This window comes from Amycolatopsis sp. VS8301801F10 (assembly GCF_046195355.1).
GTDB lineage: Bacteria > Actinomycetota > Actinomycetes > Mycobacteriales > Pseudonocardiaceae > Amycolatopsis.
Genome location: NZ_CP176065.1, coordinates 662,947 through 675,491 on the forward strand (window position 1 = coordinate 662,947; position 12,545 = coordinate 675,491).

At 69.3% G+C, this 12,545-nt stretch carries 13 protein-coding genes; 10 read left to right on the forward strand and 3 right to left on the reverse strand.

The window, feature by feature from the left end; translation table 11 throughout:
* The first annotated feature begins 37 nt into the window (after window positions 1-37).
* Complete coding sequence (wecB, locus tag F9C11_RS03120) at window positions 38-1,201, forward strand: non-hydrolyzing UDP-N-acetylglucosamine 2-epimerase (protein WP_409186801.1); 1,164 nt, start codon at window positions 38-40, stop codon at window positions 1,199-1,201.
* On the opposite strand, the gene tsaD is transcribed toward wecB, so the two are convergent.
* The 3 genes from tsaD to tsaB are packed head-to-tail and all read right to left on the reverse strand — an operon-like array spanning window position 1,182 to window position 3,372.
* A complete protein-coding gene (gene tsaD / locus F9C11_RS03125; RefSeq protein WP_409183441.1) occupies window positions 1,182-2,228 on the reverse strand; it encodes a tRNA (adenosine(37)-N6)-threonylcarbamoyltransferase complex transferase subunit TsaD in 1,047 nt (348 codons plus the stop codon). The genes wecB and tsaD overlap by 20 nt on opposite strands.
* On the reverse strand, window positions 2,228-2,710 hold the full coding sequence (rimI, locus tag F9C11_RS03130; protein WP_409183442.1) for a ribosomal protein S18-alanine N-acetyltransferase: 483 nt from the start codon (window positions 2,708-2,710) through the stop codon (window positions 2,228-2,230). Before rimI ends, tsaD begins: the two co-directional genes overlap by 1 nt.
* A complete protein-coding gene (gene tsaB, locus F9C11_RS03135; protein ID WP_409183443.1) occupies window positions 2,707-3,372 on the reverse strand; it encodes a tRNA (adenosine(37)-N6)-threonylcarbamoyltransferase complex dimerization subunit type 1 TsaB in 666 nt (221 codons plus the stop codon). The genes rimI and tsaB overlap by 4 nt, the downstream gene beginning before the upstream one ends.
* A 79-nt stretch (window positions 3,373-3,451) precedes the next feature.
* Here tsaB and F9C11_RS03140 point away from each other — a divergent pair, with 79 nt between their 5' ends.
* The 9 genes from F9C11_RS03140 (at window position 3,452) to F9C11_RS03180 (ending at window position 12,514) form a co-directional block, all read left to right on the forward strand.
* On the forward strand, window positions 3,452-4,000 hold the full coding sequence (locus tag F9C11_RS03140) for a DUF3558 domain-containing protein (RefSeq protein ID WP_409183444.1): 549 nt from the start codon (window positions 3,452-3,454) through the stop codon (window positions 3,998-4,000).
* Between the two features lie 101 nt (window positions 4,001-4,101).
* On the forward strand, window positions 4,102-4,593 hold the full coding sequence (locus F9C11_RS03145; protein WP_409183445.1) for a PE domain-containing protein: 492 nt from the start codon (window positions 4,102-4,104) through the stop codon (window positions 4,591-4,593).
* 4 nt (window positions 4,594-4,597) lie between these two features.
* Window positions 4,598-5,191 carry a DUF3558 domain-containing protein gene (locus F9C11_RS03150; protein WP_409183446.1) on the forward strand — a complete coding sequence of 198 codons (594 nt, stop codon included), beginning with the start codon at window positions 4,598-4,600 and terminating at the stop codon, window positions 5,189-5,191.
* Window positions 5,191-5,856 carry a DUF3558 domain-containing protein gene (locus F9C11_RS03155; protein WP_409183447.1) on the forward strand — a complete coding sequence of 222 codons (666 nt, stop codon included), beginning with the start codon at window positions 5,191-5,193 and terminating at the stop codon, window positions 5,854-5,856. The genes F9C11_RS03150 and F9C11_RS03155 overlap by 1 nt, the downstream gene beginning before the upstream one ends.
* Complete coding sequence (locus F9C11_RS03160) at window positions 5,856-7,145, forward strand: hypothetical protein (RefSeq protein ID WP_409183448.1); 1,290 nt, start codon at window positions 5,856-5,858, stop codon at window positions 7,143-7,145. The genes F9C11_RS03155 and F9C11_RS03160 overlap by 1 nt, the downstream gene beginning before the upstream one ends.
* Window positions 7,146-7,147: 2 nt before the next feature.
* Complete coding sequence (locus tag F9C11_RS03165) at window positions 7,148-7,894, forward strand: ESX secretion-associated protein EspG (protein WP_409183449.1); 747 nt, start codon at window positions 7,148-7,150, stop codon at window positions 7,892-7,894.
* A 109-nt stretch (window positions 7,895-8,003) separates the two neighbouring features.
* The gene (locus F9C11_RS03170; protein WP_409183450.1) at window positions 8,004-9,425 is read left to right on the forward strand and encodes an acyl-CoA synthetase; all 1,422 of its coding nucleotides are present in this window, start codon (window positions 8,004-8,006) and stop codon (window positions 9,423-9,425) included.
* The gene (locus F9C11_RS03175) at window positions 9,422-10,738 is read left to right on the forward strand and encodes a carboxyl transferase domain-containing protein (RefSeq protein ID WP_409183451.1); all 1,317 of its coding nucleotides are present in this window, start codon (window positions 9,422-9,424) and stop codon (window positions 10,736-10,738) included. The genes F9C11_RS03170 and F9C11_RS03175 overlap by 4 nt, the downstream gene beginning before the upstream one ends.
* A 366-nt stretch (window positions 10,739-11,104) precedes the next feature.
* The gene (locus tag F9C11_RS03180) at window positions 11,105-12,514 is read left to right on the forward strand and encodes an MFS transporter (RefSeq protein WP_409183452.1); all 1,410 of its coding nucleotides are present in this window, start codon (window positions 11,105-11,107) and stop codon (window positions 12,512-12,514) included.
* Window positions 12,515-12,545: the final 31 nt, after the last annotated feature.

The window sequence follows — 12,545 nt, forward strand, 5'->3', positions numbered from 1 at the left end:
CAGCCCGGATTCCCGGGACACTCGAAGGGTGAAAACGTTGGACGTGATGCTGCTGGCCGGCACGCGGCCGGAAGCGGTGAAGCTCGCGCCGCTCGCGCTGGCCCTGGACGCCCGGCCCGGGTTGCGGCCGCTCGTGGTGCACAGCGGTCAGCACCAGGGCATGGTCGAACAGGCGCTGGCCCCGTTCGAGGTCGAGATCGACGCGTGGCTCGACGTGCCGCCGCGGGTGTCCGGCACCCAGGCGGAACTGGTGTCCGGTCTGCTGCCCGCGCTCGACGCCGCACTACGGCGGTACCAGCCGTCCGCGGTCGTCGTGCAGGGCGACACCACCACCGGGCTGGCCGGCGCGCTCGCCGCGTTCTGGCTCGGCATTCCGGTGGTGCACCTCGAAGCCGGACTGCGTACGCACGATCTGACGGCGCCGTTCCCTGAGGAGGGAACGCGGCAGATGATCTCGCGGATCGCGGCGCTGCACTTGGTCCCGACGGCGGCTGCTGGCGCGGCGTTGCTGGCCGAAGGCGTACCGGCGGAGCGAATCACGCGTACTGGCAACACAGTCGTGGACGCCGTGCTGGCGGTGGCCGCGCGGGACTTGCCCGCTCGCGATCCGGCGCTTGCCTTGCTGGAGATGGGAATCGCCGAAGCGGGCGAACAGCTGGTGCTGGTGACGTCGCATCGCCGCGAGTCGTGGGGTGAGCCGTTGACGCGCACGCTGACCGCCGTGCGCCAGATCGTCGAGGCTCATCCGCGCGTGCAGGTGCTCTTCCCGGTGCACCCGAATCCGGCTGTGCGACAACAGGTTGAGGAAGTGCTGGGCGGGGTCCCGCGAGTGACGGTGACCGAGCCGTTGGAATACCCCGACCTCGTGCGTGCGCTGCGGTTGGCGTCGCTCGTGCTGACGGATTCCGGTGGTATTCAAGAGGAAGCGCCGACGTTCGGCACGCCGGTGCTGGTGCTGCGCGACACTACGGAACGCCCGGAGGCCGTCGAAGCCGGTTGCGCTTGGCTGGTCGGCACTGACACGGAGCTGATCACCTACACCGCCGCGCGCCTTCTTCGCGGGGAGATCAGCGCTGCGACGGCCGCGAATCCGTACGGAAACGGTTCCGCGGCCGCTCAGTCTGTTTTGGCGATCGAGGCCCTGCTAGGGGTTTCCGAGGCGTCCGCCGCTCTGGTGAGTCCTAAAGGGACACAACGTTGACCGGAAGTCCCGGGTTCGCCGAGAAGTCCAGCGGCGCCACGGGCCGGCCCGCCGCCACCACGTGCGCCCCCAATGCCGCGATCATCGCGCCGTTGTCCGTGCACAAGCGGGGCCGCGGCACGCGCAGTTCGATCCCCGCCTCCGCGCACCGTTCCGCCGCCAGCTCCGAAAGCCGCGAATTCGCTGCCACGCCGCCGGAAATCACCAGCGTTCCGATGTTCTGTTCGCGCGCGGCGCGGATCGCCTTCGCGGTAAGCACGTCCGCGACTGCTTCCTGAAAAGACGCCGCGACGTCGTTCACCGGCACCGCGTCGCCCGCGCGCTCGGCGTTCTCCACCCAGCGCGCCACCGCGGTTTTCAAACCAGAGAAGGAAAAGTCGAACTTCGCGTCACGCGGGCCAGTCATCCCGCGCGGGAACGCGATCGCTTTCGGGTTGCCCTGCTTGGCCGCCTTGTCGATCGGCGGCCCGCCCGGGTACGGAAGCTCCAGCACGCGCGCGACCTTGTCGTACGCCTCGCCCGCCGCGTCGTCCACAGTGGACCCAAGCTCGGTGATGGCCGACGCGATGTCGTCCACTCGCAACAGTTGCGTGTGCCCGCCGGAAACCAGCAACGCCAACACCGGCGTCGGCAACGGGCCGTGCTGCAACGTGTCCACCGCGATGTGCCCGGCAAGGTGATTCACGCCGTACAGCGGCACATCCAGCGCGGTCGCATACGCCTTCGCCGCCGAAACGCCCACCAGCAACGCGCCCGCGAGACCCGGCCCGGCCGTCACCGCGATCGCGTCCACATCGGACAGTTTCAGCCCGGCCGTGGCGAATGCGCGTTCGGCGGTCGGCACCATCGCTTCGAGATGCGCGCGGCTGGCGACCTCGGGCACGACCCCGCCGAAGCGAGCGTGCTGGTCCACACTGGACGCGACCTCGTCGGCGAGGAGTTCGACCGTGCCGTCTTCGTGCAGCCGGACGAGGCCGACGCCGGTCTCGTCGCAGGAGCTTTCGATGCCCATGATGACGCGCGCCATCAGCCGGCCACCTCGTCTCGTGCCGGGGCCTGCGCGGGGCGGGCCATGGTGAACGCGTCAGCGCCGGAGGGCTGGTAGTAACGCTTCCGGATGCCGAGTTTCTGGAAACCGTGCGCTTCGTACAGCTTCACGGCGGGGTCGTTGTCCGTACGCACCTCGAGGAACACAGCCGCGTGCAGCTCGTCCGCGCGCGCCAGCAACGCGCGAAGCAGCGCCTTGCCGATGCCCTGCCCTTGCGCCTCCGGCACCACGCCGATCGTGTGGACGCTCGCTTCGTAATCTCCGCGGCGCCCGACCACCGCGAGCCCCGCGTACCCCAGCAGCGTCTTCCCGTCGTCCGACCGCGCGGCCAGGTAGTAATGCCCCTGGTCAAGCTCGGAATGGAAGGCGCGCGCACTCCACGGGTCGTCGCCGGGAAAGAGGATCTTCTCGATCTCCGCACACCTCACGACGTCAGCGCGGCGCAACTGGTCGAGCTTCACAGCGCGGTCACCCTCTTGCGAGCCGTGGGCTCGACAGCGTCCGGACGACGCAAGTACAACGGCGTCAACGGCTCCGGCTCCGCGCGCTCGAGAAGCGCCGTACGCGCAACGCGCACCAACCCAGCCGGCGACGGAAACCGCGGCTCGATCGGCACCACGCCCACCGCCGCCGCGTACTGCAACGCACCGTCGCCCGCCGCAACGCGAATGTCAGTCTCGATGTCCGCGGGCCGCTGTACGTGGGGACCGTCCGTACGCACGCCCGAAGCGTCGTACGCAGCCCAGTAGACCTCGCGACGCCGCGCGTCCGTGAAGACGAGAAACGGCTTCTCCGTGCGTACGACGTCCGCCGCGATCGCGTCGAGACTGCACACCGGGTACGCCGGAATGCCGAGCGCGTGCGCGTACGCAGCCGCCGTGGCCATGCCAGCCCGCAGTCCAGTGAAGGGACCCGGCCCGACGCCGCACACGATCGCGTCAAGCTCGCGAAGCGTGACGCCCGCCGCCTCCGCAGCAGCCAACGCGTGCGGGGCGATCAACTCGCCGTGCGCCCGAAGATCCACCGTGACGCGATCCGCCCGGGTGACGAGCCCAGCCTCGTCGACGGCAACGATGCCCGCCGTCACCGCCGGAGTAGCCGTGTCGATCGCCAATACCAGCACGATTTCCCAGGATAGCGCTGGTCCGATGGGGACTGGGGAGCGGGCGGGTGGGTTTCGGGGGTCCGGAAGAATACTTTCCGTGACTAAGCTGACTTTGGGGGCACTGCTCGGCGGAGTGCTGGTTTTGGCTGGTTGCTCGGCTGCTCCCACCCCGCCGGTGGTGGAATCTTCCCCGCCGTCCGAGATGCCGCAGCCGCTGAACATACGGAAATTCGAACAGGACCCGTGCGCTCTGCTCCCGCAGGTCACCGAGGTCTTCAACGCCGTCCGCAACCGCTCGACCGCCGGAGCCACCATCCCGGCCTGCGTCTGGAACGACAGCAAGAACAGCTCCCTGACCATCGGTTTCGTCGCGGTCCCTGGCGGCCTCGCCGCCGCCTACCAAAACGGGAGCAGCACCGGCTACTTCGAGACCGCCCCGCCGATCGGCGGGTACCCAGCGGCCTTCACGAACGTCGTCGACAACCGATCGGAAGGGGGCTGCCAGATCGCCGTCTCTGTCCAAGCCGAGGAGGCATTCACCAGTTCAGTCGTCCTCCGCCCCCGGTCCCCGTCTTACGGCGACCCCTGCGCAGTCGCCGTCAACGCAGCTGCCGCGGTCGTCGCCACCCTCCGAGCAAGCTCCTGAGACCTGCCCGGCTTGGGGGATTTTGTCCGCACGCGGAACCTCGACCGATTAAGCTGAGTCACAGCATCGGCAGTCGGCCGGGAGCGAGGGGGAGCGTCATCGTGGGCAATGGGCAGCCGTCCAGCAGCAGCCAGCCGGTGGACGGGCGCGCCGGGTACGTCGACCCCGAAGAGCAGGCCAAACGCGACCGTCAGGACAAGCAGTTCGGCGAAGCGATGAACTCCAACGGCGTGCGGGTCTACCAGCAGCGCGCGGCCGAAGACGCCAAGGTGAACGCCGCCGCGGCTGGTGGCGGGTTCAACATGGACATCGACGCGATGAAGGCCTTGCAGCCCAAGTGGCAGGAAATCGCGGACAAGCTCGACAACATGGCGCAAGCGGGCGGGCAGTTGAAAATCGTGCCCCCACCTGCCGATGATCCGGCCAGCACGATGCAGAAGAAGGCCGCCGACGGTCATGCTGACGCATATGTGGCCAGCCTTCAGCAACAGCGGGCCTACGCGCAGGGTTACGCGGACAAGCTGAAAGACGCCATCGCCAAGTACGAGAACCAGGACCACGCCAATACCGCCAGCCTGCGCAAGCAAGGATGAACCGGTGAAGCCTTTCGCCCTCGCCGCGACCGGCGGCCTCGTCCTGCTCGCCGTCACCGCCTGCTCCTCGAACCCAGGCAATCCGGTTCCGGCGACAGCCGCGTCGTCGCCGGCACCGACGAGCACCACGCGCAGCGTGCCCAAGGTGAACAACCCGCTCGACGCCACCAAATACGAGCAGAACCCCTGCGCTCTCCTCAGTCAAGCCCAGGCAACCGAGGTCATCAAGGCCGTCCGCAACCGCCAAGGCCAAGGCGTCGTCGCTCCTATCTGCAGCTGGTACGACGCCGACAACAATCGGGTGGGCCTCGGACTGCTCCCCGGGCAGGGCGGCCTCGCCGGCGCCTACACCAACAGCGACAGCGAATCCGGATACTTCGAACCCGCCCCCGACGTCAACGGCTACCCGGCCGTCTTCGCGGGCACCACCGACGACCGGAAACGCGGCGGCTGCCAAATCGCCGTCGGAATCAAAGACGACGAGGCCTTCACGAGCTCGGTCGCGCTCCGGACGACCTCACCGCTCTACAACGACCCGTGCTCGCTTGCGGTGAAAACAGCTGCGGCTGCTCTCACCACGATCAAGGCGGGGGCCTGATGGCAAACCGCATCGTGCTGGAGGTCATCCGCGTTCGCGACCCCGACAACTCCGTGGCCACCGGGCCTGAGTCAGCAAAACCGGTCGCCTTCGCCGCAGCCGGGAGTCTCCTTCTGCTCTCCTTGACTGCCTGTTCCTCGACTCCGGGGACCTCGGTCGCAGCGACGCCAGAGTCGGCTTCGCCGACGAGCGCGACGCGCAGCGTGCCCAAGGTGAACAACCCGCTCGACGCCACCAAATACGAGCAGAACCCCTGCTCCCTGCTCAGCCAAGCCCAGGCGACCGAAGTCATCAACGCCGTCCGCCACCGGCAAGGGCAGGGTCTCGTCGCGCCCCTGTGCACCTGGTACGACGACCGGGACAACAGCGTCGGCCTCGGGTTGCTCCCCGGACAGGGCGGCCTGGCCGGCGCCTACGCCAACAGCGACAGCAAATCCGGCTACTTCGAGGTCGCTCCAGACGTCAACGGCTATCCCGCCGTCTTCGCGGGCACCACCGACGACCGCAAGCGCGGCGGCTGCCAGATCGCGGTCGGGATCAAAGACGACGAAACCTTCACCGCCTCCGTGATGCTCGACAAATCTTTCCCCGGCTACGACGACCCGTGCGCGCTGGCGACGAAAACCGCCGCCGCTGCCGTCACCACTATCAAGGCAGGTGCTTGATGGCCAACCTCACCCCGCAGGAAATCGTTCGCCTGGTCAAATCGGGCAAGGGTTCCGGCGGCATGTTCCACGGTTCCGACCAGTCCGCGGCGCTCTCCGCGCAGCACGAGGACATCGCCAACGAGATGCGGCAGCTTCAGAGCGCGATGGACGAGTACTGGAAGGGCGACGCCGCCGGCCGGGCCTACGTCGGGGCCGGACCGCTGGTCCAGGCGTCCCAGACCAGTGGCCAGCACCTCGCACAGGCCCAGGCGCTCTACTCCGGCCAGGGCGGTTCCTTCGACGGGCTGCGCAGCAAAATCGAGTCCGTCGGCGATCTCGGAGACAAGCCGGCGGACGACTGGGTCAGCGACACTCCCTTGTCGTTCATGTCCAACCGGGCCGACGAAATCGAGGCGTGGGAGAAGAAGGCGCAAGAGGTCGTCAACAGTTACCAGGCGTATCACGGGGAGTCCACGGAAAACTCCGCCCGCTGGGCAGACCCGTCGCAATACGGCCAGCTCGCTCTCCCCTCCGCAGGCGGTGACTTCACCATCACCCAGCCCGGCGGCACCGGGACCGCTCACCTGCCCACGCACTACACCCCGGGCGGGCCCGGCGGCACCTACTCCGAGGGCGGCTACGTCAGCGGCAATACCGGCAACACCAGCAGCACCGGCGACAACACCGGCAGCACCACCCACCAAGACCACACCAACGATCGCACCGGTCCGCCGGGGACGTTGCCTCCCTCGGAGACCCATCGGTGGGATCCGGGGCGCTACACTCCGCCTCCCGGCAATCCGCCGGAGTCGGGGCGGCACGTGCCGCCTGCGAATCTGCCGGACGACACTCGGACGTCCGGTTACGTTCCGCCGGATTTGACCAGCACTGGCAACCCCACCAACACCAGCAACCCCAGCTCCTGGTCGTTCAACAACAGCACCGGAAACCCCAGCGGCGGCAACAGCTTCTACTCCCCTGGGCTCCCGGGAACCGGCGGCGGCAACGGAGGCAGCCTCGGCAACGGCAACGGCAACGGCGGCGGGAACGCGGGCAACAACGTCGGCCGAGGAGCGGGAACCGGCGTCGGGCCCAACGCCGAGAGCCTCGCACGAGGTGGCGCGGCAGCGGGAGCCAACGGGCGCGCGGGCGCACCGGGAGGCATGGGCGCGATGGGCCACGGGCAGAAGGGCGAAGGGGAAGAAGACCTCGTCCACGAAACCGCCGACTACCTGGTCGAGCAAGACCCGGACGCGGCGCTCATCGGGGACCTTCCCAAGGCGGTTCCGCCGGTGATCGGGCTCTGACGATGCTCGTGCTCACCCGCGAGGTGGTGCTCCCGGCCGACTGCTTGCCCCTCGCGGCGGAACTGGCTGGGGTTTCGCTCCCGGCGGCGCTCGCGCCCGACCCGCTGTGGCGCGATCCCGAGGAGATGCGCGCGTACCGCGAAGCCGCGGTGAGCGCCATGGCGGACCAAGGGGTCTGGGGACGCGGTGGGCTGGACGAGACGTTCGCCCGGACGATGACCGTGCTGTGCCGGGGAGCCAGTGAGCTGTCGGCGACCGTCGAGAGCGGGCGGGAGCGGCGGTATCGGCTGGTCGTCGCGGCCTTGGGCAAGGACGCGGTGCTGGCCTGTCACATGCCGTCGACCAGCACGGTGGTGTTGCGGCCCGCCCGGGCGGAGGCGCTGGCGGAGGACCTGATCCGGGAGCTGCCGCGAGTCCAGCCTGCGCGAGGGCAGGCCGTGTCGGTGCCGGAATCGGCGTTGAACTTGGCCATCGACGGCGGTCCGGCGCGACAGGACGTCCGGCATCTGCTCGACATCGCCGCGTTGCCCCGCGCCGGCGGCGGGCAGATCACCGCGGGCGTACGCGACGGGCTCGGCGGGCGGCGGATCAGCGGGCGCGACATCTGCACGTATTACGACACCGAGCACGGGCGCTACCTGTTCTCGTTCTCCGAAACCGACGGCGGCGAGCGGTACGTGAACGTCGCCCCGGCCCGGTACGAAACGATGGTCGAGCGGGTGCGCGCGCTGCTCGATAATCTCGCCTGAACCTGGGTACCCCTGACAATCAGGATCTGTGAATCGCATCGCAGGTGGCGACCGCCGCCAGGCGGTACGGTGCGGTTCCAGGTGCCGGTGACGCAGGAGGTCCGCGAAAGTGCCCGATCCGCTGTTTCCCGCAGTCGCCGCCGGATCCGGCAAGGAAGCGCTGCGCTTCGGCGACCGAAAGCTCACCTACGCCGAACTCGGCGCGGTCGCCGGGGCGCTGGCCGCCGAACTGCCCGCGGACCGCCGGATCGCGGTCTGGGCGACCCCGACCTTGCACACGAGCGTCGCGGTGGTCGCCGCGCTGCTCGCCGGAGTTCCGGTGGTGCCGCTCAACCCCAAGATCGGCGAACGCGAACTCGGCCACATCCTCGCCGACAGCGAGCCCGCGCTGGTGCTCGCCGAACCCGGCGTCGAACTGCCTGCCGCGCTGGACCTGCCGCGGCGCGACATTCCGCTGGAGGGCGACGGGAAGCCGCCGTCCGGCGAGCCCGACGCCGAAGCGCCCGCGTTCATCGTCTACACCTCCGGCACGACCGGCCCGCCCAAGGGCGTCGTGCTCCCCCGCCGCGCGATCGCGAGCACGCTCGACGCGCTCGAGGACGCCTGGCAGTGGACTGCCGACGACGTGCTCGTCCACGGCCTGCCGCTGTTCCACGTCCACGGCCTGATCCTCGGCATCCTCGGACCGCTGCGCCGCGGCGGCTCCGTCCGGCACCTGGGGCGGTTCTCGCTCGAAGGCGTCACCGAAGAACTCGCGAACGGCGCGACGATGCTGTTCGGCGTCCCGACGATGTACCACCGCATCGCCGAAGCGGTCGCGACCGACGAAGCCCTCGCCGACGCGCTCAAGTCCGCGCGGCTGCTGGTGTCCGGCTCGGCCGCGCTGCCGGTGCACGACCACCAGCGGATCACCGCCGCGACCGGGCAGCAGGTCGTCGAGCGCTACGGCATGACCGAAACCCTGATGAACACCAGCGTCCGCGCCGACGGCGAGCGCAAGCCGGGTTCGGTCGGCGTTCCGCTGGCCGGGGTCGATCTGCGGCTGGTCGACGAGACCGGGACTCCGGTAGAAGAGCCGGACGCGGTCGGCGAGATCCAGGTCCGCGGGCCGAATCTGTTCACCGAGTACCTCAACCGCCCGGACGCGACCGCCGCCGCGCTCGACGGCGGCTGGTTCCGCACCGGCGACATGGCCACCCGCGACCCCGACGGATACGTCCGCATCGTCGGCCGCAAGGCCACCGACCTGATCAAGAGCGGCGGCTACAAGATCGGCGCGGGCGAGATCGAGAACGCGTTGCTGGAACACCCGAACGTCGCCGAGGCGGCGGTGACCGGCGAACCGGACGACGACCTCGGCGAGCGGATCGTCGCGTGGGTCGTGCCGGACGGCGCGCGCCCGACGGTCGAGGAACTCGCCGACCACGTGGCGAAACTGCTCGCCCCGCACAAGCGGCCCCGCGTCGTGCGGTACCTGGATGCGTTGCCGCGCAACGACATGGGCAAGGTCATGAAACGAGCGCTGGGATGAGGACCACCGCGCGCGAGCTGCTGGCCGGCATCTCCACCGGGTTCACCGACCTGTCCCTTCCGGACACTCCAGCGGACGATCCGCTCGGCTGGCCGGGATATCTCCAGGCTCGGGCCGCAGCCGCCGCGCGCACCGGCGAGACCGAATCGGTCGTCGTCGGGGAAGCCCGGATCGGTGCCGTGCCGACGGTGCTGATCGCCTGGGAGTTCGGCTTCCTCGGCGGTTCGATCGGCCAGCAGACCGGCGACCGCGTCGAGGCCGCCTTCGCCCACGCGAAGGAGCGTGGACTGCCGGTGGTTTCACTGGTCGCGACCGGCGGCAGCCGGATGCAGCACGGCATGCGCGCGCTTTCCCAGCTCCAACGCATCGCGCGCGCCGCCGCGGAAGCACGCGCGGCGGGCGTCCCGCAGATTTCCGTCCTGCGCGATCCATCCACCGGCGGCGGCTGGGCGACGCTCGGTGCCGGTTCTGATGTCGTGTTAGGACTCCCCGACGCACAGGTCGGTTTCGCGGGCTCTCGCGTACGGCCAGCGACGTCTCCGGCCGAGGCGTACACCGTCGAAGCGAAGCTGGAGTGGGGTCAGGTCGACCGTCTCGTTGAGACCGAAGAACTGGGTCCCGTACTCGCGCGCTGGCTACAGCTGTTGGCTTCGCCGTCGACAGAGCCCGCTCCCCCGCCTAACGCCCGTCGCGACGCCGCGTTGCCCGAGACCGGCTGGGACGCCGTACGCGCAGCGCGCGCTTCTTCGCGAGCGCGCGCACCCGAGTACCTCGACGCGTACTTCGACTGGCGAGAGAACGTACAAGGCGACCGTGCCGGTCATGTGGACGAAGGCGTCCAATGTGGCTTCGGCTGGCGAGAAGGCCGCGCGATCGCGTACGCCGCACAATGCGGCACCGCGACGCGTCCAGCCGGATTCCGTACCGCAGCCCGGCTCGTGCGGCTGGCGTCCCGGCTAGGGATTCCGGTGCTGACCCTGGTGGACACTCCCGGCGCGGCGAACGACGCGGAAGCGGAAGAAAACGGGGCAGGACCAGCGATCGCGGAACTGTTCGAGGCGATCGCCACCGCCGCGGTGCCGGTCACGACGCTGGTGATCGGCGAAGGCGGTTCGGGTGGCGCGCTGGCTTTCGCCGCTGCGGGCGCGACATGGATCGCCCCGGACGCCTACTTCTCGGTCACTTCCCCGGAAGCCGCGGCGGCGATCCTCAAACGCCCGATGACCGACGTGCCGGCCGTGGCCGACCAGCTGCGGTTGCGTCCGCAGGACCTGGTCGGCCTCGGCCTGGCCGTCGGAATCGTCAAGCCTTAAGACAGGTCACGCCTCGACGGCGCGGACCCGCCACTTGCGCTGCGCGTAGGACGCGAGGGTGGCCGCTACAGCGACTCCCGCGGTTGCACAGCTTGCGATGGCCACGAATACTGCCGTCATTGCGGCTCCTCCTCACGGGTTGCGCGCGTCACTGCCGTCGGCGAATCCGGGTGATCCGCTGGCCGACGCGAGCGAGTTGATGGGGTTTTACAGGTATCTACCTGCTACAACGCATGCTCCCCGGTCGGCGTTACCTCCGCTACCCCCGAGCGGGAGTGAGACGCATCACGTTAGGCTTTGGACCGCTCGCGGTAGGTGATGGCGGGGGCTCTGCGCAGTGAGTCCTGAAAACGCGAAGGGAGCGATGTGACAGAGGCAGCAGACGGGAGGGGGCCGTCGGGCGGCGCCACCGTCACGGACGACGCGACAATGCGCCGGGCGGTCGGCGCGGCCGCGGTCGGCAACATCACCGAGTGGTTCGATTTCGGGGTCTACGGCTACCTCTCCACCACCATCGAGGCGCAGTTCTTCCCGCCCGGCAATCCCGCGCTGGCCCAGCTCGCGACGTTCGCGACCTTCGCGGTGGCGTTCCTGGTCCGCCCGCTCGGCGGCCTGTTCTTCGGCCCGCTCGGCGACAAGATCGGCCGGACCAAGGTGCTCGCGGTGACCGTCATCCTGATGGCGACCGGCACGTTCCTGATCGGACTGATCCCGTCGTACTCCTCGATCGGGCTGGCCGCGCCGATCCTGCTGGTCTGCGCGCGGGTCCTGCAGGGCTTCTCCACCGGCGGCGAGTACGCCGGCGCGATGACGTTCATCGCCGAGTACAGCCCGGACCGCCGTCGCGGCTACTTCGGCAGCTTCCTGGAGTTCGGCACCTTCATCGGCTACGCGCTGGGCGCGACCGTCTCGTCGGTGCTCCCGCTGGTTTCCACGCCGGCCTTCATGGACACCTGGGGCTGGCGGATCCCGTTCATGGTGGCGCTTCCGCTCGGCATCGTCGGGGTCTACCTCCGGACGAAGCTCGAGGAGACGCCGGCCTTCCAGCAGCTGCTCGACGAATCCGGCAAGCGCGAGGACGCCGAGTCCCAGCACGTCGTCCGCACGATCTTCAGCAAGTACTGGCCGACGATGCTGCTGGCCGGCGGGCTCGTGGTGACCTGGAACGTCACCAACTACATGCTCACCAGCTATATGCCGACTTACCTCAAGGACGACCGCACGATGTCCGCGAACGGCGGGCAGGCCATTTCGGCGACCGCGGCGGAATGGCTGCAGATCGGCGTGCTGTGGCTGGGCGTGCTGCTCATCCCGCTGCTCGGCAGGCTCAGCGACAAGGTCGGCCGCAAGCCGATCCTGTGGGTCGGCGCCGGCGGGCTGATCGTGCTCGGCCTTCCGATGGTGCTGCTGCTCAAGAGCGGGTCGCTGCTCTCGGTGCTGCTCGGCCTGGTCCTGATGGGACTGCTGCTGATCTGCTTCTCCTCGACCTGCCCGTCCACGCTCCCCGCGCTGTTCCCGACCGAGGTCCGCTACGGCGGGTTGTCGATCTCGTTCAACATCTTCGTGTCCGCGTTCGCCGGGACGGTGTCGCTGGTGATGAGCGCGCTGGTGCTGGCGACCGGGGACCTCAAGTGGCCGGGGTACTACCTGATGATCGCGGGCGTGGTCGGCGTACTCACGCTGCTGAAGCTGAAGGAAACCGCGAAGAGGCCGCTGCTCGGGTCTGCTCCGGCACTGTCCGCTTCGGAGGACGCGGCGGCCAGGGCCAGCCAGTAACCGCTTGCCGAGCTGAGAAGGGCCCCTCGCG

Bases quoted from the DNA above. Each gene is read 5' to 3' on its own strand.
- tsaD (WP_409183441.1), bottom strand. From the start codon at position 2,228: ATGGCGCGCGTCATCATGGGCATCGAAAGCTCCTGCGACGAGACCGGC.
- F9C11_RS03155 (WP_409183447.1), top strand. From the start codon at position 5,191: ATGGCAAACCGCATCGTGCTGGAGGTCATCCGCGTTCGCGACCCCGAC.
- F9C11_RS03160 (WP_409183448.1), top strand. From the start codon at position 5,856: ATGGCCAACCTCACCCCGCAGGAAATCGTTCGCCTGGTCAAATCGGGC.
- F9C11_RS03165 (WP_409183449.1), top strand. From the start codon at position 7,148: ATGCTCGTGCTCACCCGCGAGGTGGTGCTCCCGGCCGACTGCTTGCCC.
- F9C11_RS03175 (WP_409183451.1), top strand. From the start codon at position 9,422: ATGAGGACCACCGCGCGCGAGCTGCTGGCCGGCATCTCCACCGGGTTC.